At 50.8% G+C, this 18,823-nt stretch carries 23 protein-coding genes; 19 read left to right on the forward strand and 4 right to left on the reverse strand.

Annotation, left to right across the window (positions count from 1 at the left end):
* Positions 1-10: 10 nt before the first annotated feature.
* From DW949_RS03420 to DW949_RS03450, 7 genes are all read left to right on the forward strand, one after another.
* Positions 11-1,555 (forward strand): hypothetical protein, encoded by a 1,545-nt coding sequence (locus DW949_RS03420; protein WP_118021870.1) that lies wholly within the window; start codon positions 11-13, stop codon positions 1,553-1,555.
* A 15-nt stretch (positions 1,556-1,570) separates the two neighbouring features.
* Positions 1,571-2,677 carry a hypothetical protein gene (locus tag DW949_RS03425; protein WP_118021871.1) on the forward strand — a complete coding sequence of 369 codons (1,107 nt, stop codon included), beginning with the start codon at positions 1,571-1,573 and terminating at the stop codon, positions 2,675-2,677.
* Between the two features lie 87 nt (positions 2,678-2,764).
* On the forward strand, positions 2,765-3,310 hold the full coding sequence (locus DW949_RS03430) for a hypothetical protein (RefSeq protein ID WP_118021872.1): 546 nt from the start codon (positions 2,765-2,767) through the stop codon (positions 3,308-3,310).
* A 307-nt stretch (positions 3,311-3,617) separates the two neighbouring features.
* On the forward strand, positions 3,618-5,147 hold the full coding sequence (locus tag DW949_RS03435) for an acyl-CoA carboxylase subunit beta (protein ID WP_059077428.1): 1,530 nt from the start codon (positions 3,618-3,620) through the stop codon (positions 5,145-5,147).
* Between the two features lie 14 nt (positions 5,148-5,161).
* Positions 5,162-5,653, forward strand: coding sequence for a hypothetical protein (locus tag DW949_RS03440; protein WP_118021873.1), 492 nt, complete (start codon positions 5,162-5,164; stop codon positions 5,651-5,653).
* A gap of 31 nt (positions 5,654-5,684) precedes the next feature.
* Complete coding sequence (locus DW949_RS03445) at positions 5,685-6,104, forward strand: biotin/lipoyl-containing protein (protein WP_118021874.1); 420 nt, start codon at positions 5,685-5,687, stop codon at positions 6,102-6,104.
* 18 nt (positions 6,105-6,122) lie between these two features.
* Positions 6,123-6,539: an Rrf2 family transcriptional regulator gene (locus tag DW949_RS03450; protein ID WP_118021875.1), complete on the forward strand. Its 417-nt coding sequence runs from the start codon at positions 6,123-6,125 to the stop codon at positions 6,537-6,539.
* A gap of 77 nt (positions 6,540-6,616) precedes the next feature.
* Here DW949_RS03450 and DW949_RS03455 read toward each other — a convergent pair whose 3' ends face one another.
* Positions 6,617-7,015, reverse strand: coding sequence for a thioesterase family protein (locus DW949_RS03455; RefSeq protein WP_075582300.1), 399 nt, complete (start codon positions 7,013-7,015; stop codon positions 6,617-6,619).
* Between the two features lie 145 nt (positions 7,016-7,160).
* On the opposite strand from DW949_RS03455, the gene DW949_RS03460 reads away from it, so the two are divergent.
* On the forward strand, positions 7,161-7,835 hold the full coding sequence (locus DW949_RS03460) for a hypothetical protein (protein ID WP_118021876.1): 675 nt from the start codon (positions 7,161-7,163) through the stop codon (positions 7,833-7,835).
* Positions 7,836-7,862: 27 nt separating this feature from the next.
* Here the strand turns inward: DW949_RS03460 and DW949_RS03465 are convergent, their stop codons facing one another.
* Positions 7,863-9,515, reverse strand: a complete 1,653-nt coding sequence (locus tag DW949_RS03465; protein ID WP_118021877.1) for an acetolactate synthase large subunit — start codon at positions 9,513-9,515, stop codon at positions 7,863-7,865.
* Positions 9,516-9,804: 289 nt separating this feature from the next.
* Here DW949_RS03465 and DW949_RS03470 point away from each other — a divergent pair, with 289 nt between their 5' ends.
* The 4 genes from DW949_RS03470 (at position 9,805) to DW949_RS03485 (ending at position 11,983) form a co-directional block, all read left to right on the forward strand.
* Positions 9,805-10,251 (forward strand): DUF523 domain-containing protein, encoded by a 447-nt coding sequence (locus DW949_RS03470; RefSeq protein ID WP_118021878.1) that lies wholly within the window; start codon positions 9,805-9,807, stop codon positions 10,249-10,251.
* A gap of 93 nt (positions 10,252-10,344) precedes the next feature.
* Positions 10,345-10,905: a signal peptidase I gene (gene lepB, locus DW949_RS03475; protein WP_118021879.1), complete on the forward strand. Its 561-nt coding sequence runs from the start codon at positions 10,345-10,347 to the stop codon at positions 10,903-10,905.
* Between the two features lie 81 nt (positions 10,906-10,986).
* The gene (queF, locus tag DW949_RS03480; RefSeq protein ID WP_118021880.1) at positions 10,987-11,481 is read left to right on the forward strand and encodes a preQ(1) synthase; all 495 of its coding nucleotides are present in this window, start codon (positions 10,987-10,989) and stop codon (positions 11,479-11,481) included.
* A 124-nt stretch (positions 11,482-11,605) separates the two neighbouring features.
* Positions 11,606-11,983 carry a hypothetical protein gene (locus DW949_RS03485; protein ID WP_233539478.1) on the forward strand — a complete coding sequence of 126 codons (378 nt, stop codon included), beginning with the start codon at positions 11,606-11,608 and terminating at the stop codon, positions 11,981-11,983.
* Positions 11,984-12,041: 58 nt separating this feature from the next.
* Here DW949_RS03485 and DW949_RS03490 read toward each other — a convergent pair whose 3' ends face one another.
* On the reverse strand, positions 12,042-13,148 hold the full coding sequence (locus DW949_RS03490; protein WP_118021882.1) for an acyltransferase: 1,107 nt from the start codon (positions 13,146-13,148) through the stop codon (positions 12,042-12,044).
* A 127-nt stretch (positions 13,149-13,275) separates the two neighbouring features.
* Between DW949_RS03490 and DW949_RS03495 the strand changes: the two genes are divergently transcribed.
* From DW949_RS03495 to DW949_RS03525, 7 genes are read left to right on the forward strand one after another with little or no spacing between them, the layout of a single operon-like run.
* The gene (locus DW949_RS03495) at positions 13,276-13,674 is read left to right on the forward strand and encodes a DUF3592 domain-containing protein (RefSeq protein WP_118021883.1); all 399 of its coding nucleotides are present in this window, start codon (positions 13,276-13,278) and stop codon (positions 13,672-13,674) included.
* Positions 13,675-13,686: 12 nt separating this feature from the next.
* Positions 13,687-14,295: a GTP cyclohydrolase I gene (gene folE / locus DW949_RS03500; protein WP_233539472.1), complete on the forward strand. Its 609-nt coding sequence runs from the start codon at positions 13,687-13,689 to the stop codon at positions 14,293-14,295.
* Positions 14,292-15,131: a dihydropteroate synthase gene (gene folP, locus DW949_RS03505; protein WP_118021884.1), complete on the forward strand. Its 840-nt coding sequence runs from the start codon at positions 14,292-14,294 to the stop codon at positions 15,129-15,131. The genes folE and folP overlap by 4 nt, the downstream gene beginning before the upstream one ends.
* Positions 15,132-15,149: 18 nt before the next feature.
* The gene (gene folB / locus DW949_RS03510) at positions 15,150-15,512 is read left to right on the forward strand and encodes a dihydroneopterin aldolase (RefSeq protein ID WP_118021885.1); all 363 of its coding nucleotides are present in this window, start codon (positions 15,150-15,152) and stop codon (positions 15,510-15,512) included.
* Entirely contained in the window at positions 15,509-15,988 is a 480-nt protein-coding gene (folK, locus tag DW949_RS03515; protein WP_118021886.1) for a 2-amino-4-hydroxy-6-hydroxymethyldihydropteridine diphosphokinase, read from the forward strand. Before folB ends, folK begins: the two co-directional genes overlap by 4 nt.
* 9 nt (positions 15,989-15,997) lie before the next feature.
* A complete protein-coding gene (locus DW949_RS03520; protein ID WP_118021887.1) occupies positions 15,998-16,669 on the forward strand; it encodes a response regulator transcription factor in 672 nt (223 codons plus the stop codon).
* A complete protein-coding gene (locus DW949_RS03525; protein ID WP_118021888.1) occupies positions 16,666-18,357 on the forward strand; it encodes a HAMP domain-containing sensor histidine kinase in 1,692 nt (563 codons plus the stop codon). The genes DW949_RS03520 and DW949_RS03525 overlap by 4 nt, the downstream gene beginning before the upstream one ends.
* Here DW949_RS03525 and DW949_RS13715 read toward each other — a convergent pair.
* A partial coding sequence (locus tag DW949_RS13715; protein ID WP_199595727.1) for an IS3 family transposase occupies positions 18,248-18,823 on the reverse strand: 576 nt, incomplete at its 5' end. The two genes, DW949_RS03525 and DW949_RS13715, sit on opposite strands and share 110 nt — an antisense overlap.

Genomic DNA, 18,823 nt, shown 5'->3' on the forward strand with positions numbered 1-18,823 from the left:
GAGCAGGGCCATGGAAGAAAAAGAACAGCCCCGTCAGATGAGCGGCGAAGACATGGTACGGCAGATGCGGCCAGTCATGGAACGGTTCTTCCGTTCCTACGGGGCAAAGGATCCGGCCGTGAGTACCGAGGAGTGGCTGACGGAAACACTGGGCAAAGAACTTCCATCGTACAGTAAGGATGACATAGCCGCTATGAGCCGGGACATCGTGCGCGAAATAGAACAGGCTGAGGTGCGTAAAACGTCACTGGATAAGGCCTGTGCGGCGGGGCAGACAAAGGAATCATGGCTCGCCGATGAAATTCAGAAGGCGTCTGTCGGCGTCGGTGTGACAGCCATGGGCCAGTATCTGCAGCGCATAGACGATGTACTGGCCGATAACAATCAGGCTATGCTCAAGGTAATCATGAAACAGAATGGCTCAGTCAATATGAACCCCAATCTCGACGGATTCATTGCCGAACAGCAGCAAGTCAGTTCCTTTAACCGGACGGCGGCACTGGAAAACTCCCCGTACCGTGCGGATGTACTCCAGCCCGATGGTACGGCCTATGGAAAAAACTCCGTCGATGTCGTCATCTGCGATACGCGTCTGAAGGTGCAGACTCCGGTACGGCGCTATCAGCTGAAATTCGGACGCAATGCTGAGGCCACGGCGTCCTATTTGGAGCACGGCGACTACCGGGGGCAGCGCTCCCTGGTACCGAAAGGGCAGGTAAGTGACGTCCGTCAGCACGTCTCGCCGGGGAAACACGTATCCGATACGATAGAAAGCCCCGATGGCGTCCGGTCCCGGCCGCTGGGCAAAGAACAGGCCAAGGCCATGCAGGAACGCGTCCAGCGTGGACGCCGTCTGGCTCAGGACAACTGGAATTCCTTCAATACCCGTTCCCTGGCTTTGCATATCGGCAAACAGGCGGCTCTGGCAGGCATTTCCGGCGCGGCCCTGGCCACGGGATTCCATCTGGCGGGAAAAGCGCTGAAGGGAGAAAAAATCGACGGCGAAGAAGTAGTCCGCACAGCTATCACGACCGGCGCCGATACGGGGATCAAGGCGGCTGCCGCCGGGGCTCTCAAAGTCGGTGTGGAAAAAAATCTCATTCCCATACTGGCCAGAGGAACGCCGGTCGCGGTCCTGACGCCCCTGGCCTGGGCCGGCATCGAGCAGGTAAAAATCTGCTACCGTGCCGCCAAGGGCGAACTGACGGCAATGGAGGCTATTGACGCCATGGGCCGCGTTACCGTATCGACCGTTGGCGGATATATCGCCGGCAGTATCGGTATGGTTGAAGGCGCCATTACAGGAGCCGCCATGCTTTCGTGGATTCCCGTCATCGGGACCGGCGTCGGTGCCGTCGTAGGTGGCATCGTAGGTGGCCTGACCGGCTGTCTGGCTGGTTCTACTGTGGGAAAAGCCGTGTACAGCGGCGTCAAAACCGTTGCCAAAACGGCTGTCCGCGTCGCCAAAAGCGTGGGCCATGCTCTGTATTCCGGGGCAAAGGCGGTTGCCAGAGGAATCAAGAATGGTCTTAAGAGCATTTTCAGTTTTTTCTGATGCAGGAGTGTACCTATGGTAAAAAAAATAAAATATGCCCTCACTATGGCCGACGGGGCCAAAGTGCGGACATTGGAAGATTTGCGGGACCATTTCGACTGGCCCCATGTACTGGGATATTTTCTCGACGGCAAACTGGCAGAATGGCTGCGGGACCGGTATTTTGATGAACTGGCCGCGTCCGTAGAGTCCCTGCCGGCGGAAAGCCCGGATCTGGAACAGCAGCTGTGCCATCTCCTGGGCGTCGCCTGGGAAGCGAAGGAAACGACCGTAGATGTGACACGGATGCAGCGGCGGCAGGAAAAAGAAGCGTTGCTGCGGCAGATGACGGCCGACGAATCCATCTGGCAGCACGGGGAAATGACAGCTTTCACCCAGGAAGATCTGGATGAACTCATCGGTGACGGCGTACCGGTCATATACCTTTGCGGTGAGGAATTTACTGTGCCATCTGATGTGGTGCAGCGGACCTATATCGGCATTCTTGGCAGACCCCGCATCCAGATCGACGTTGCATCGCCAGACGAACTGGAAGAAAAGGGGATTGTCTTTGAACAGGTTGACCTGCCGGAACCGTTGAGAATGCCGGAAGAACCACCGGAACCGGTACGGCAGAATAAAAAACAGGACAAGCCGTACGTCGTATCTGAAGCCTTTCAAAGCCAGCTGAGTGACGAACAGCAACAGAAAACAGCGGTCCTGTACGAAGAAGCCCAGCATATACTGGGAGCAGCCGTGTTCGATATCGACGTAGCGACGAGGCTGCTGTTGGACACAGCCCAGGCAGAACTGGGACATGCGACCTTTGATATCGATGTTTCGACACACAGCCTGCTGAATGCAGCCCGGGAAGAACTGGGACGGGCGAACTTTAATATCGATGTCTCGACACACAGCCTGCTGGATATGGCACGGGAAGAACTGGGACGGGCGACCTTCGATATCGACGTCTCGACACACAGCTTGCAGGATGCGGCCCGGGAAGAACTGAGACATGCGACCTTTGATATCGATGTCTCGACACGCCCTCTCGTATCAGAAGCCCGGTCCTGCAGAGAAGAATCCCTGTCTTTCATCGAGCGTATAAGAAAGTCAATGCAGGCAACACAGGAAATCAAGTAGAGAAATACAGGCAACACAGAAAATCAGCTATCCTGATTATGAGATAAAATAGACACAAGTACAGACAGAATAAAGGAGAGAATACCCATGGCAGATAACGAACAAAACGCAGAAGTAGCACAAATGAAAATGGTGAAATTTAAGGCAACCGTAGAACGCCTGCAAAAATATTTATGGCCTTATAGGTCTAGTTCAAGCGTTCCTTGTGTTCCTGTAGGTCCTGAATGGCTTTCTTCATACGTCGATAATCCCTATATCAACATGTTAGTAGCAGAATCTATTTTTTCCCGGTGTGAGATGGGAAATAATGTATATGGTTATGTTCAAAACAATAGTTTTTCTATTTCTAAACCAAATGCTACCGGCAGCAGCTATTATGATATCCGTGTTCCCGAGTCTGCTCCTTACGATACAGTTTTCTGGTTCTTCATGCTGGCCGCCATCGATGACCGCATTTATAATGATCAGCTGGATTATATTGTGGACGTGGCCTACCTCCTGCATTTCTCAGAAGCGATGATCCGCGACTGGTGCCGTGCCGTCGTCTACGTTCTTGATGGTCATACCCTGTCTCCCGACTGTGACCTCACGTGTGAAACAGAAGCAGGAAAAAAATTCTTCCTCCATCAGTAGGAAAGGATGGTTTGCAGGGAAAGTGGCGTCCCCATGAGGGGAAGCTGTCAGCCAGGCTGACTGAAGGGGCTTTGTTTATATTCAAGTTTCTATATGTTGAGTCCGTTTTCTGCCGCGGCAGTTGGCATTGTATGCCAGCTGTCGCGGTACTTTGTTTTCTTTATGATGACATGGTGTACGTATTTACAAATTTTTGTGGAATGATTAGTGGATTCGTATTATAATAAATAGAGAATAACCGTAGTAAAAACATGGGAAATATGATAAAATATAATAACTATGCGATAAAGTGTATTGGAGGTGCATTATGGCAACAGTTCAGGAAAAGATTGAGCTCCTGCATCAGAAGCTTGATACGATAGAAATGGGCGGCGGCCAGCAAAAAATTGATAAACAGCATGAAAAAGGGAAGATGACAGCCCGGGAACGGCTGCATATGCTTTTTGACGAAGGCAGTTTTACCGAAATCAGCCAGTTTATCCATCACCGCTGCACCAATTTTGGCATGGAAAAGAAGGAAATCCCCGGCGACGGCGTCGTTACGGGATACGGCAATGTCAATGGCCGCCTCGTCTTTGCCTATGCAGAAGATTTTACCGTCGAAGGTGGCTCTCTCGGGGAAATGCATGCCCACAAGATTTGCCAGGTACAGGAAATGGCACTCAAAATGGGGGCTCCTATTGTCGGAATCAATGATTCCGGCGGTGCCCGCATACAGGAAGGGGTCGATGCTCTTTCCGGATTTGGCCGCATCTTTATGAATAATACCAAGGCATCCGGCGTCATTCCCCAGATTTCTGTCATCATGGGACCTTGTGCCGGTGGTGCTGTCTACAGTCCGGCCCTGACCGATTTCATCTACATGGTCAAGAATACAAGCAATATGTTTATTACGGGACCGAAGGTCATCAAATCGGTTACCATGGAAGAAGTGACGGCAGAGGACCTGGGTGGTGCCGTAGCGCACAATACTATTTCCGGCGTAGCGCATTTTGCCTGCGAAAACGAAACAGACTGCATCCAGCAGATCAAATACCTGCTCGATTTCCTGCCCAGCAATAATATGGAAGAAGCTCCCGTGTATGATTCGTCCGATGATCCCGGACGGATGGATGAATCCCTCGATTCCATCATTCCCGACAGCGACAACGTAGCCTACGACATGGTCGATGTCATCAAATCCTGCGTCGATAACGGGGAGATTTATCAGGTACTGGAAAACTATGCCATGAACATGATTACCTGCTTTGCCCGTTTCGACGGCCAGAGCGTAGGTATTATTGCCAACCAGCCAAAATTCCTGGCCGGCTGCCTCGACATCAACGCGTCCGACAAGGCTGCCCGCTTCATCCGTTTCTGCGATGCCTTCAATATCCCAGTCGTTACCTTCGTGGACGTGCCGGGATTCCTGCCTGGCATCAATCAGGAACACGGCGGCATTATACGCCACGGGGCCAAACTGCTCTATGCATACTGCGAAGCGACGGTTCCCAAAGTGACAGTCGTCACGCGCAAAGCCTACGGCGGTGCTTATATCGGCATGTGCTGCCGCCAGCTTGGCGCCGACATGGTATTTGCCTGGCCGACAGCGGAAATAGCCGTCATGGGACCCGATGGGGCGGCTGATATCATTTTCAAACGCGATCCCGATAAAGAAGCCAAAAAGCAGGAATACATCAAGGAATTCCTGACACCGTACAAAGCGGCAGAACACGGCTACGTCGATTGCGTCATCGATCCAAAAGAAACGCGTCCGCGCATCATCAATGCCCTGGCTATGCTCTACAGCAAGCGGGAAGACCGGCCGCAGAAGAAACACGGTAATATTCCGTTATAAGGGGGAATCAGGTCATGGAAGAAACATCAGCCATTTCGATGGAACTCGTATTAGCGGCCCTGATTGCCCTGGCTGTGCTGCTCCTGCTCGGCTGGTATATTTTAAACAGCAAGATAAAAGCCCTGGCTTCTGACGTAGAAACATTGAAGAAGGAACGGGATGGCCTTCTGGTACGTCTGAACGCATCAGAAGAAAAGATAGCTGCGGTTCCGGCTGCTCAAGGGATAGCAGCTGCGGCGACTGCTGAACCAGCGGAACCGGCTGTAGGGGAAGTGCCGGAAAATACGGCAGAAAAACCACTGCAGCCTGCTGGGGAAGAAGCAGAAGATACAAAAGATATCCCATCGGATAGTGAAATACCGCCTGAAGTCGTAGCCGTCATCATGGCTGCCGTTGCCGCCTGTGGTTACAACCCGGCAGCCATCCGGTCGATACGGCGGGATACAGCCAGGACCCATCAGAATCATGGCTGGGTCATGGCAGGCCGTCTGGCTGGTATGAGATAAGAGAAATTGGACTCCAGGAGGAATTAGTATAATGAAAAAATTTAACGTAACTGTCAATGGCAAGACCTATGAAGTAGAAGTAGAAGAAGTTGGCGCCCCTCAAAAACCATCTGCACCGGCGTCTCCTGCCCCGGCTCCGGCACCGTCTCCAGCCGCGCAGCCTGTACAGAAGGCACCGGCAGCCCAGCCAGCTCCGGCAGCACCTGTTGTTCCCAAAGGCCCGGTTCCGGAAGGAGCCATCACGGTAAAAGCTCCTATGCCGGGCAAGATTTCCGCAGTCAAGGCAGAAAGCGGTGCGGCTGTCAAACGCGGTGACGTACTGGTCGTACTGGAAGCGATGAAAATGCAGAACGATATTACTGCCACAGCTGACGGGACCCTTCATGAAATCCGTGTCCAGGTCGGTGATAACGTTAAGACAGGAGATATCTTAGCCGTTATTACCCAGTAGTGAGAAGAGGTAATCTCCATGAAAATATCTACCCGTGGTCGTTATGCATTACGTCTGATGCTGGAACTGGCTATGCGCGAACAGGAGCCCCGCTATATTTCCATAAAAGGAATAGCGGATCACCAGCATCTTTCCGAGAAGTATCTGGAACAGATTGTTACACGTTTGGGACGGGGCGGTATGGTATGCAGTGCCCGCGGTCCTGCTGGCGGCTACCGGTTGGCACGGCCGCCTGAAGAGTATACTATAGGTGAAATACTACGTCTGATGGAAGGTGATCTGTCACCTGTCCCGGAACCCAACCCCGATCTGCCGCCGTGCGCTGTAGAGTATGTGTGGAAGAAATTGTCTACGGCAATCAATGATGTTGTCGATCATATTACTCTGCAGGATCTGGTCCATCTGCAACATGAAATGGATAAAGGCAAAGGGTAGATATGGCATGGGATGCAGATAGAGAAGAACCCCTCAGGAACGATGATCCGTTCCTGAGGGGTTCTTTTTTTACGGAATTATTTTTTCAGTTTACTTTCTGCCTTGGCGACAAAGGGTGCCGATTCGATGATGAACCGTTCATGGACGGCTTCCCCGACGAGACCTGCGTCATCCCAGGCCTGGATGGTAAAGGTCAGTTTCCGTCTGTCCTGCTCTGTGAGGACGGCTTTGGCCCGGACTGTAAGGCCGATAGGTGTAGCCGACAGGTGTTTGACATTCATGGAGATGCCGACAGTGCTGTATCCTTCAGGCAGCTGGGAATCACCGGCCAGGACGGCGGCGTGTTCCATGAGTCCTACCAGGGCAGGCGTGGCATATACAGGGGCTGTGCCGCTGGCATAGCGGATAGCCGTATTCTGTTCCGTGACTTTTTCTGTTGTTTCTGCAGAGGACTGCAGGGTAAGTGTGAAATCCATCATGTTTTCCCTCACAATTCTTTTTTATTTTATTGTATCATATTGTACACAAAATAGATAGGACGGGCCAGGTCATTGGACTTTATGAAAAAAATACGGTAAAATGGACTATACGTATAAGCAATATCAGAAAGAAGGGTAGCTCGTGAAGGGTAAATGGTGTATTCTGGCTCTGGCTCTTATCTGCCTGAGCCTGCCTGTTATGGCAAAGGACAAAGATAAAGGCGTGGAAACGCGCTTTGATAATTGGGGAATCGTGACCGTACCGCCGGATATCATTATGGAGGAAGGTACACAGCCGTTTCTGACGGCCCGGTCCTATGGCAATGATGTCGTACGAATGATGGAGGAAATCTATCCGGCCGAACCTGTGTGCTGGCAGATTGTGGAAAAGGATGATGCCAATTTCCAATACGGATACATGCTGCGTTACAGTCTTGATATATGGCAGGTGGAAGCAGCTATAGATGGCAGACAGCAGGTCAATTCCTATCTCCGCGATATAGGCAGCCGTCCATCTGCGCAGACACTGGCCAGTCATGCCAATAACCGTCTGCGCACATCCCTTCCGGCAGAATGGGAGCTGGTACAGCCCTTTACGGCACGGAAAGTACGGGGTACGATGTTCTATGAAAGCCGGCTGCGGCACAGGCTGCTCGTCAACCAGTCTTATTTTACAGAGTCTGTCTATGCTCTGGCATGGCAGCACGGCAGTTCCATTGAAATCGCCGTTATTTTCGGACACAGCGGACAGGACGAAAATCTGCCCGATACATTGCTGGCCATGCTGGAAAATGCAAAAAAAATGCCGCGTTCATAGCGGCATTTTTTTATAAGAAGCTTTTTCTCAGAGTTCTTTCATCAATTCTTCCAGATGATGAGTCAGTTTCATGTTTTCACTATAATCAACGGGGCAGTCGATGATGACCGGTTTATCCTGTTTGAATGCTTTGATCAGCGTCGGCAGCAAGTCTTCCGTCTTTTCGATGCGGTAGCCGGCAGCCCCCATGCTTTCGGCAAATTTTACGAAATCGGGATTGGTGAAATCGACGTATTCGTGATGGCCGTATTGCATGTCCTGCTTCCATTTGATCAGGCCGTAGCTACGGTCGTTGAAGATGAGCGTGACGAAATTTGTTCCCAGACGGTGGGCCGTTTCAAATTCCTGGCAGTTCATCATGAACCCGGCATCACCGGTGATGGCCAGTACCTTTCTGTCTGGATGGACTAATTTGGCGGCAATGGCGCCGGGGACGGCAAGACCCATAGTGGCGAACCCGTTGGAGATGATGCACGTATTGGGCTTATAGCAGTTATAATGGCGGGCAATCCAGACTTTATTGGCCCCTACGTCGGAGATGACAATATCGTCCTTGTCCATGACGCGGCGGCAGTCGATGAGCGCTTTTTGTGGCTTGACGGGGTAGGAAAGGTCCTGGGCATAGCTTTCGTGTTCTTCAACCATCCGTTTCCGCAGATTGAGGAACGGTACCGGTTCCTGCAGGCGGGCTGCCTTGTCCATGATCCGTTCCAGTGCATCGGGAATGTTGCCGACCACTTCCACTTCAGGCTGGTAATTTTTGTTGATGTCGGCAGGCATGGTATCGATATGGATGATATCGGCGTTGGACATGTGCCATTTAGCCGGGGCGTATTCGATGATGTCGTAGCCGATGGCGATGACCAGGCTGGCTTTTTCCAGCATTTTCGTCTGGTAATCGTCCATGGGGATGCCGACGGTCCACATAGAGTAGGGATTGTCAAAGGGAATGGCACCTTTGGCCATCATGGTATTGATAACCGGCAGTTTCAGCTTTTCTGCAAATTTGGTGAGCATTTCCGTGGCATGGCTGCGGATGACGCTGCTGCCGGCGAGAATGACCGGGTTTTTGGCGTAGGAAATCATGGATGCTGCGGCTTCAATCTGCGCTTCCAGGGCCGTTTCCGGCTGGATGGTCTTGCGCTGCAACGGTTTTTCGTCGTCACCGACAGGCATTTTGCTGATATTGACTGGCAGGTCGATGAAGGTAGCACCGGGCTTTTCCCGTTCAGCGTATTTGAAAGCAAGCCGCGTGATTTCCGACATCGTATCGGGACGAACGACTGTATAGGCGCGGCGCGTGATTGGTTCGAACATGGAACGAAGATCCAGATACTGGTGGGCCGTGATATGCATCTTGTCCGTGCCGACCTGGCCGGAAATAGCTACAAGGGGTGCCCCATCGCAGTCGGCATCGGCGACGCCGGTGATGAGGTTCGTCGCCCCCGGTCCGAGAGTCGCCATGCAGACACCGGCTTTTCCCGTCAGTCTGCCGTACACGTCAGCCATGAAGGCGGCACCCTGTTCATGACGGACCGTGATGAATTCTATTTTTGAATCTTTCAGCGCTTCCATGATGGCCAGGTTTTCTTCGCCGGGAATGCCAAAAATATAATGAACGCCTTCTTCTTCCAGACATTCGACTAACAGATCAGCTGTATTGCGCTGTTTCGTTTTCATTGGATGATCCCCTCTCTTAAAAACACAGATACTTTTTGTTGCGGCTCCAATTATAGTATCTGGAAATGACTTTTTCAATTTCACAATATGAAATTTAATCTAGTTTTAATAATTCTTTCCTTTGCGAAAATGGGGAGCAGAGAAGATAAAATACTGTAAACAAGGCGGTTTACAGGTTATTATGAGTCATTTATCTGCTAAAAACAATGCTGCGATACAAAATTTAATTTTGATATAAGAAATTTATTATATAAATATGTCTTTCATAACGTGAAAGGAGATGCCTTTTATGCATTATATCATCATCAGCGCCTGCCTGCTGGGACAGTCATGCCGCTATGACGGGCAGTGCCGGAACTATCCGGAAATAGCCGCTTTGCGCAGCCGGGAGGATGTGGTACTCATCCCGGTCTGTCCCGAGCAGGCCGGGGGACTGGCCACGCCGCGTCCGGCAGCCGAACGGTCAGAAAGCGGCGTCTTTACCCGGGACGGCCGCGATGTGACTGCCGAATATGAGCGGGGAGCCAGGGAAGCGCTGCGACTGGCCCGGCTTTACGGCTGCCGCTGGGCCGTCCTCAAAGAAAAAAGCCCGTCCTGCGGCAGTGGCCGCATCTACGATGGTACGTTTACGCGCACCCTGACCGCTGGCGACGGTGTGACGGCGGCTTTGTTCCGGAAAGAGGGGATTTCCGTCGTAGGCGAAAGCCGTATTCCATGGCTTCTGGAACAGCTGTAAGACGCCTGTTTCTATCACAGGGCATGGCAAATACTGCTTGCTTTATGAAGGTCTCTTTGCTACAATATATAAGTACGCAAGGAGGAACACATAGTGAATACAGTATTGCATGAAATATTGGAATGGCTTTATGCCATTGTTATAGCACTGGCCATTGCCATGGTCATCCATATATTCTTTTTGCAGCCCACACGGGTTTCTGGTGAATCCATGGTACCGACCCTGCACAATGGCGAATATCTGATCATTTCCAAAATGGGCCATATCATGGGCGATGTGCCAGATTACGGCGATATCGTCATCATCGACAGCCGCGTCGGCTATCCCCGTACGTGGAAAGATGATGTAGCCGAACCGATGGACAATTATCTGGCCCTGTTCAGCTCCCGCTTCCAGACGAAAAATGTCTGGGTCAAACGGGTCATCGGCCGCCCCGGTGACACACTGGCTTTCCATGATGGAAAGGTCTGGCGCAACGGCGAGGCCCTGGATGAACCGTATATTAATGAACCCATGACATACAGCCGGAAAGGGGAAATCCAGGTGCCGGAAGGATACGTCTACTGCATGGGCGACAACCGCAATCACAGCAGCGACAGCCGGTTTATCGGACCGGTTCCCATCGATCACGTCCTCGGCAGAGTCATCTGGTAAACAGAGTGTAAGAGCCGTCGCGCGTACTACTTTCAGTTCGCGCCCCACTCTTGCACTTTTTTTGTAGGAAGGAGATTATTCATGAGCCGCACGAAAGAAGAATTACAGGGAGTCACCTCTCTGGGAAATAAGCATACGACCTATACCTTTGATTACGATCCGTCTCTGTTGGATACTTTTGTCAATAAACATCCCGACCGGGACTATTTTGTCAAATTCAATTGTCCCGAATTCACCAGCCTCTGCCCCATGACGGGACAGCCCGATTATGCCACTATATACATTTCCTATGTACCGGGCCAGCGCATGGTAGAAAGCAAATCATTGAAACTCTATCTGTTCAGTTTCCGCAATCATGGCGATTTCCATGAAGACTGTGTCAACATCATCATGGATGACCTGATCCACGCCATGGATCCGAAATACATCGAAGTATGGGGGAAATTCCTGCCCCGCGGCGGTATCAGCATCGACCCGTACTGCAACTACGGCCGGCCCGGCACACCGTGGGAACAAGTGGCATGGCAGCGCCTGTCTCATCACGACCTCTATCCGGAATCCATTGATAACCGCTGACCGGTCATCTCCCGGTTACAGTTTTGTCCCAGTTTTCCAGCCATTGACAGACGGCGGAAAAGATATGGTATAATAGAACAAACAATAGTTCACAGAAAACATAAAGGCGGTGTTCTTCTTGAAGATGAAAAAAATACTGGCTGCCCTGGTTTTATCCCTGGCTGTGTCTGTTACGGCTTTTGCCAAGGAAGAAGTATGGCAGTACAATCAGTTTACGACCATTGATATGAGTACAGCAAAAATTTCCTATCCTGCAGGCATGCAGACCCTGACCTTCCGTACGGTAGAAAAGGCCGGTGATTCCACTGATTACTGCACCTATGTCTACAACGTGGATGAACAGACTATCCAGCTCAAGGAAATGGTGACAAAGACGAAAAAGAGCAAGTATAAGAGCAGTTTTTATCCCGAATCCATCAAGAATGGCAATAATGTCATCAAAGCACGGGCCCGCATGGCCGATGAAGTGTTGCAGAAAGTACTGGCAAAACTCAATAAATAACAAAAAGGAAGCTGTCGTAACGGGCAGCTTCTCTTTTTGCATTCCCTATGTCATTTAGTTATTTCCCTTTAATGCAGATGCGCAGCCACCGCGGCAGGGGAGCTTTAGTGACGATGATGGAAAAGGCGATGGCCAGGAGCGTCACTATGCAGTAGATGGCGATGATATAGAGGCTGCGCAGGAAGATATGGTAATGACCGGCCAGCCGGGTGAGCAGTCCCAGAAACAGGGGATGGACCAGGTAGATGGGATAGGAATAGTCCCCAAGGAGAGAAAAGACTTTGTCTACGACATGCGGTACAGGGCGGCATTGCCACCAGTACAGGCAGAACAGCATCGTAGACAGGGTATAGATCATACCGACAGGGCTGAGCTGATGAATGGTGAATACTGCAGACAGGGCATCGTAGCCTTTATAGTACATGATGCCATAATAAGCGGCGAGCATGCCTGCTGTGGCAAGGCCCTGGAAGAGATTGACCATAAGTCCATGACATTTGAGCCAGTTGCAGACGGCGGAGAAATGTTCTGCTGTAAACGCGCCGAACAGGAAGATGAACAGATAATGAAGGACGACATAGTTCAGGCGGTATGTGAAAGCGTCCTGCAAAACCGGGCTGGTGAAATGAAAATTCCAGATATAGCTGGAATAAAAGTTGAATATCATGTTGGCAAAAAAGAGAACCGTAAAGGACAGAGCCGGTTTTTTGTCCATCCAGCGCAATAGGGAACGCCAGAGAGGCATGAGAAAATAGAACCATAGGAGAATGACGAGAAAATAGATGTGATACATGGCCAGACCGTACCAGAGAGTGCGGATGAACTGCCCGGGATGGAATAAGGTGAAATTATGACCGATGACCGAAACGTACAGCATATAAAATACGGACCAGGAAAGGTAAGGGATCAGGACGGTACGCAGACGGCGCTTCAGATAATCTTTATATACAAATGGCTGATTCAGCGGCTGGCTGAGGAACATGCCGAAGGCAGACAGGAAAAAGAAAGCCGGGACGGAAAACCGGGACAGGATTTCCAGCACGGCCACTAGTCCCAGATTGGGAGAGGGATTGAGAAGGGCTACAGAGCCGACATGAATACCAATGACCCCGAGCATACAAAGGCCGCGCATATAATTAATGGAGCGAATAAAACGTTTTGACATCTTGCACCTCATTCAATATAAGTTTGCACTAGATACTTTCAGCTTTTTATTGTATCATATTTTAAGACACATGTAGAGACAGATGAAAAAAGAGGAAGCGGTTCCTCTTAAAAGGAGACATGGCGCAATGAGTATTTTTTATTATGTACCGGCTGTCCTTGGCGTGCTGTTCATCGGTATCGGCACCTGGCATGGCTGGCGGCTGCGTGCCCTGACGAGACATTGTACGGTCCCGGCTACGGGCATAGTGGTGCAGTTTGACGTACAGAAAAACAAGAGCGGCGATATGTATTATCCTGTTATCCGCTTTCAGGCAGGAGAACAACAGTATACAGCGCGCTATACCTTCGGCAATAGTGAATGGAGCTTTGAAGCTGGCGATACGGTGGATTTGCGCTATAATCCGCAGAAACCGGAAGAAATCTATCTGTATCACGAACAGACAACGCTGCAGCAGTATGCCAGTCCGTTTATGATCATTGTCGGCGGCCTCATTTTTATTGCGACGTATTATATTACAATGTAAGGAAGTATATCCATGACTGATTTTTCTAAACACATGCCAAATCAGGCTGAAGTAAATGAAAAAGCCGTACAGGCTGCAGGAGAATTCCTGCAGGCCCTGGGATTGGACCTGAAGCAGCTTGGCATGGAAAAAACACCGTACCGTGTGGCTATGGCCTTTTCTCATTTTTTCTCCGGTCTCAGGGAGGACCCAGAAGACTGCTGGGGTGAATTGATACCCACCCAGTCGGACGGACTGGTTGCCGTACGGAATATCCGCTTTTATTCTATGTGTGAACATCACCTGCTGCCGTTTTTCGGTACTGTCCACATCGCATACTACCCTGCAGAAGGCAGGATTGCCGGGTTCGGCCATTTTGCCGAAGTCGTAGATGTGCTGGCACGCAGACCACAGCTTCAGGAACGGTTTACTTATGAAATCTGCAAAGCCGTGCAGGACGGCCTGGGAGCGCGGGGAGCTCTGGTCATTGTCAGAGGGACCCACTTATGCCTTTCTATGCGCAATCATCTGGGCGGCGATTCGGATATTATTACCCAGGCCGGTCTGGGATGTCTGGCCGATGGCACCGAAGCGGGCCATCAGGCCTGGAAACTGCTCATGGAGGGGGATGCACAGGAATGACGAGACAACGACGTACCTATCACTGGAAAGACGGCAAGACGCTGACCGTCGGGGAAAAGACACTGATCATGGGCATACTGAATTATACGCCCGATTCCTTTTCTGACGGCGGGACCTGGAATGATGTGGACAAGGCTCTGCGCCATATGGAAGATATGGTGGCAGCCGGCGCGGATATCATCGATATCGGGGCTGAATCATCGCGTCCGGGATTTACGCCTATTTCGGCAGAGGAAGAAATAGGGCGGCTGGAACCCATCCTGCGCCGCCTCGTATCAGAGTGTCCGTTCCCCGTATCGGTCGATACGTACAAGGCAGAAACGGCCCATTATGCCATGTCCTGTGGTGCCCATATTATAAATGACATCTGGGGGCTGCAGTATGCCCCGGAACCAGGTGAGATGGCAGCTGTAGCCGCTGAGTTCGATGTGCCGGTCATTGTCATGCACAATCAGGATGGGACGGAATACGGCGACATCATGGCCGATATGAAGGCCTTTTTTGCCCGGTCTGTGGCCATTGCCGATGCTGCCGGCGTCAGCCGCGACAACATCATTACCGATCCAGGCATTGGATTCGGCAAGACTTTTGAACAGAATCTATATGTCATGAAGCATCTCAGCGAACTGACAGAACTGCCATACCCGCTGCTTCTCGGTACGAGCCGCAAAGGGTTCATTGGCAAAGTGCTGGATCTTCCCGTGGCAGAGCGCATAGAAGGGACCGGTGCTACCTGTGTAGCCGGTGTGCTCGATGGGGCGGCCATCGTCCGCATCCATGACGTCGGGCCTATAGCCCGTATGTGTAAAATGGCCGATGCTCTTCGGCCGGAGTAAGAGGATAAGGAGATTCCTATGGATAAAATTGTATTAAAAGGACTTCATTTTTACGGTTATCACGGCGTATTTCCGGAAGAGACGAGAAAGGGTCAGCCTTTTTCCGTCGATCTGGTCATGGAGCTGGATACGACCGATGCCGTACGAAGTGACAGCATCAGAGATACGGTGGATTATAGTGCCGTCTATACGACAGTACAGGAAATTGTCGAAGGAAAACCGTATAAACTCATTGAAAAAGTGGCTGCTGTCATAGCCGATACGGTCCTTCGTACCTATGAAAGGATACAGGCGGTGGAAGTGACATTGCACAAACCCCAGGCTCCTATTGATGGTCATTTCGACGATGTGACCTTTGTCATCAGGCGGAGCCGGTCGTGATCCGGGTCTATCTGAGCCTGGGAGCCAATCTGGGCAGGAGGAAAGAGACGCTCCGGCAGGCAGTTCATGCTATTTCCGCTCTTGACGGAGTGCACCTGGCTGCTGTATCATCCTTTTATGAAACGCCGCCATGGGGAAAGGAAGACCAGCCGCCGTTCATCAATGCGGCTGCGCTGGTGGAAACGTCGCTCCCTATCGTGGAATTTCTCCGGGACTGCCAGTCGATAGAAACGACGCTGGGCCGGGTACGTCACGGAAAATGGGGAGCCCGTACCATAGACATCGATCTCGTGTACAGCCCTGATGTGACCTGCCGGACGGCAGAACTGACTTTGCCCCATCCCTACCTGACACAGCGGGCTTTTGTCCTCGTGCCACTGCAGGAAATCGCACCGCATCTGTCGATTGGCGGGGAAGATATCCAGCAGTTGCTTTTAAAACTGCCGGAACGTTGGCAGATTATAAAAACAGAATAGGAGAAGATTATGGAAAAGATACTGATTGCCGATGATGAACAATTGATGAGGCAGCTGGTCATTGATTTTTTAAAACCAGAAGGTTATGAAATCGTAGAGGCTGGTGACGGAAAAGAAGCATTGGAAAAGTACCGGTCAGAACATCCGGATCTGATTCTTCTCGATGTCATGATGCCCGGCTATGACGGATGGACGGTCTGCCGTGAAATACGCCGGGAATCGACGGTACCGATTATGATGCTCACCGCCAAAGGAGAAGAGATTGACCAGCTCTTTGCCTATGATCTGGGTGTCGATGAATATATCACCAAGCCGTTCAGCCCGAAAATACTCGTAGCCAAAATAAAAGCCTTGCTGCGCCGTGTACAGGCTGAAGAAGAACAGCCCCAGGCTGCGGCAGAAGGCGTATCTATCGACCGCGATGCCCGCCAGGTCGTCATTGACGGCAAAAATGTCGATCTCAGCCCGACGGAATATAAACTGCTCAACTATCTCATGACCAATGCCGGCAAGGCCCTGAGCCGCCGCCAGATTCTCAATAAAGTATGGAATTACGAATATTACGGCGACCTGCGCACTGTCGATACGCATATTAACAGACTGCGCATCAAACTGGGTGATAAAGGATATGTAATTAAAACTGTGCGTGGTTACGGGTACCGTTACGAAGCGTCGAAATGATGAAAATATCACTGCGTAAAAAAACGTGCTTTCTCCTTGCTGCCTTTACGATCATATCGGCTCTGCTGCTCATGCTGGCTATCGGCATAGGTTTTAAAACCTTTTATCTGGAGTACAGAAAAGATACACTTATCTCTATGTCCAAGGACATTGGCCGTATGTACCGGGAAGCAGGAACGGATAAGGCAGAACAGTTTGACCGCCTGAGTCAGCAGAACAGTTCTGTCATTTATATCGTGGACAATCAGCATCTCGTCTATTCGTCCATGCCAAACCGGAAAGCCGTACTGGGAAAGCCGTCGTTTGAGGGACAGCAGGTATTTACTGCCCCAGGACTGCAAAGGCTCAATCCTGATGGGGATGAGTCGCCGATGAAAGAACCACGGCATGTTACCATTATGCGCAAGCTGTTCAATGGTGAAACCTTGAGCCGCAATGAAACAAATGAAATCTATATCGATGGCCGGGACGACCATATGCGTTTCATTAGTTATGTCTATCCCGTAGATGAAAGCCAGAAGAGTTATGTCATCGTCTCTCAGCCGCTGGAACCGTTGGAAGCGACGGTCGTCGTCGTGCAGAACTTCGTTGCCATGTGCGGCGTCGTCTGGCTGTTCGTCGCTATCATCGGATCAATTCTGTTTACCAACGCCGTGACAAGGCCGCTGATACATCTGAAAAAATTATCCGTTGCCATGGCCCACCTCGATTTTTCCCATAAGTGGACTGATACGCGCAATGATGAAATTGGCGAACTGGGGCAGAGCCTCAATAACTTGTCAGACCAGCTGGACACGGCCCTTACGGAACTCAAACAGGCGAACAGCGAACTGGAAGTACAGCTGAAAAAAGCCAATGAAGTGGAAAAGATGCGTAAGGAATTCATTTCTGCCGTGTCTCATGAGCTGAAGACCCCTCTGGCTCTTATCCAGGGCTATGCCGAAGGGCTGGACAGTCTCGATGTGGATGAAACGACGAGGCAGCATTACTGCAAGGTCATACACAGCGAGACGATGAAAATGGATCATCTCGTAAAAGACCTGCTTAACCTGTCCCGGCTGGAAACGGGGACATTCCGTATCGATATGACGGAATTTGATTTCCGGGCTCTCGTAGAAGAAGCGCACTGCCGCTTCGAAGGGGTCATGCAGGAAAAAGACATTCAGTTCTCCTGTTGCCTGCCGGAGGAAATGGTCGTCTACGCCGATCCCGAACGGATTGATACGGTTCTCAGCAACTTCCTTTCCAATGCCATCGATTATACGGAAAAGGGCCGGCGCATCGTCCTTTCTGCTGTGCGTTCCGGTGATTATTATACAATCAGCATCTACAATCAGGGAATCCAGATACCGGAGCAGGATCTCAGCCGCGTCTGGGAACCTTTCTACAAGGTAGATGCTGCCAGGACCCGCAAATCCCAGCGTATTTTTGGCGGTCATGGCCTGGGGCTGGGTATTGTGGCAGCCTTATTGAAACTGCACCACGAAACCTATGGCGTATACAATGAACTGCTCCCCGTCAAGAGGACAATAAAAAATATAAGATTTTTTTGGTCGGCAGATTCGTCTGCCGGCCTTTTTATGCAGCTACATACAAGGTATGTTTCTCCATCGGTGTTAGGATGCCGAGATTACGTTGCACACGTTTGTGGTTGTAATAATACATATATGCTTCTATCGAACGCATAAGTTCCCACTTGCTGGTAAAACGCCTACCATAGTACATCTCCCGCTTAAGGATGCCCCAGAATCCTTCCATAGGTCCGTTGTCAATGCAATGAGCTACACGGGACATGCTCTGGGTCATTCCCTGTTTTTCCAACTTGTGATGAAACTTCCTGTTCGTATATTGAACGCCTCTGTCGCTGTGAAACAGCGGATGGGCATCTGGATTGGCTTTTATCGCCTTGTCAAATGTTTTGAATACCAATGGGTTGTCGTTACGTTCGCTCATAACAAAGGATACGATTCGCCTATCATAAAGGTCAAGGATGGCGCTCAAGTACATTTTATGCACAACAAAATCCTCATACCACTTGAATTCTGTCACATCGGTCAACCATTTCTCATTAGGAGTATCAGCATGAAAGTTACGAGAGAGCAGATTTTCTGCGATGTATTGAGGATTCTTCGCACATCTGGTACAGCCGTGGCT

Origin of the sequence: Megasphaera sp. AM44-1BH (genome assembly GCF_003467125.1) — a bacterium.
GTDB lineage: Bacteria > Bacillota > Negativicutes > Veillonellales > Megasphaeraceae > Megasphaera.

Excerpts from the sequence above, each read along its gene's own strand:
- DW949_RS03430 (WP_118021872.1), top strand. The coding sequence starts at position 2,765 with ATGGCAGATAACGAACAAAACGCAGAAGTAGCACAAATGAAAATGGTG.
- DW949_RS03520 (WP_118021887.1), top strand. The coding sequence starts at position 15,998 with ATGGAAAAGATACTGATTGCCGATGATGAACAATTGATGAGGCAGCTG.
- queF (WP_118021880.1), top strand. The coding sequence starts at position 10,987 with ATGAGCCGCACGAAAGAAGAATTACAGGGAGTCACCTCTCTGGGAAAT.
- DW949_RS03435 (WP_059077428.1), top strand. The coding sequence starts at position 3,618 with ATGGCAACAGTTCAGGAAAAGATTGAGCTCCTGCATCAGAAGCTTGAT.
- DW949_RS03420 (WP_118021870.1), top strand. The coding sequence starts at position 11 with ATGGAAGAAAAAGAACAGCCCCGTCAGATGAGCGGCGAAGACATGGTA.
- DW949_RS03425 (WP_118021871.1), top strand. The coding sequence starts at position 1,571 with ATGGTAAAAAAAATAAAATATGCCCTCACTATGGCCGACGGGGCCAAA.
- DW949_RS03450 (WP_118021875.1), top strand. The coding sequence starts at position 6,123 with ATGAAAATATCTACCCGTGGTCGTTATGCATTACGTCTGATGCTGGAA.
- folB (WP_118021885.1), top strand. The coding sequence starts at position 15,150 with ATGGATAAAATTGTATTAAAAGGACTTCATTTTTACGGTTATCACGGC.
- DW949_RS03440 (WP_118021873.1), top strand. The coding sequence starts at position 5,162 with ATGGAAGAAACATCAGCCATTTCGATGGAACTCGTATTAGCGGCCCTG.
- folE (WP_233539472.1), top strand. The coding sequence starts at position 13,687 with ATGACTGATTTTTCTAAACACATGCCAAATCAGGCTGAAGTAAATGAA.
- DW949_RS03485 (WP_233539478.1), top strand. The coding sequence starts at position 11,606 with ATGAAAAAAATACTGGCTGCCCTGGTTTTATCCCTGGCTGTGTCTGTT.
- DW949_RS03470 (WP_118021878.1), top strand. The coding sequence starts at position 9,805 with ATGCATTATATCATCATCAGCGCCTGCCTGCTGGGACAGTCATGCCGC.
- DW949_RS03465 (WP_118021877.1), bottom strand. The coding sequence starts at position 9,515 with ATGAAAACGAAACAGCGCAATACAGCTGATCTGTTAGTCGAATGTCTG.
- DW949_RS03525 (WP_118021888.1), top strand. The coding sequence starts at position 16,666 with ATGATGAAAATATCACTGCGTAAAAAAACGTGCTTTCTCCTTGCTGCC.
- DW949_RS03495 (WP_118021883.1), top strand. The coding sequence starts at position 13,276 with ATGAGTATTTTTTATTATGTACCGGCTGTCCTTGGCGTGCTGTTCATC.
- DW949_RS03445 (WP_118021874.1), top strand. The coding sequence starts at position 5,685 with ATGAAAAAATTTAACGTAACTGTCAATGGCAAGACCTATGAAGTAGAA.
- DW949_RS03455 (WP_075582300.1), bottom strand. The coding sequence starts at position 7,015 with ATGGATTTCACACTTACCCTGCAGTCCTCTGCAGAAACAACAGAAAAA.
- folP (WP_118021884.1), top strand. The coding sequence starts at position 14,292 with ATGACGAGACAACGACGTACCTATCACTGGAAAGACGGCAAGACGCTG.
- DW949_RS03490 (WP_118021882.1), bottom strand. The coding sequence starts at position 13,148 with ATGTCAAAACGTTTTATTCGCTCCATTAATTATATGCGCGGCCTTTGT.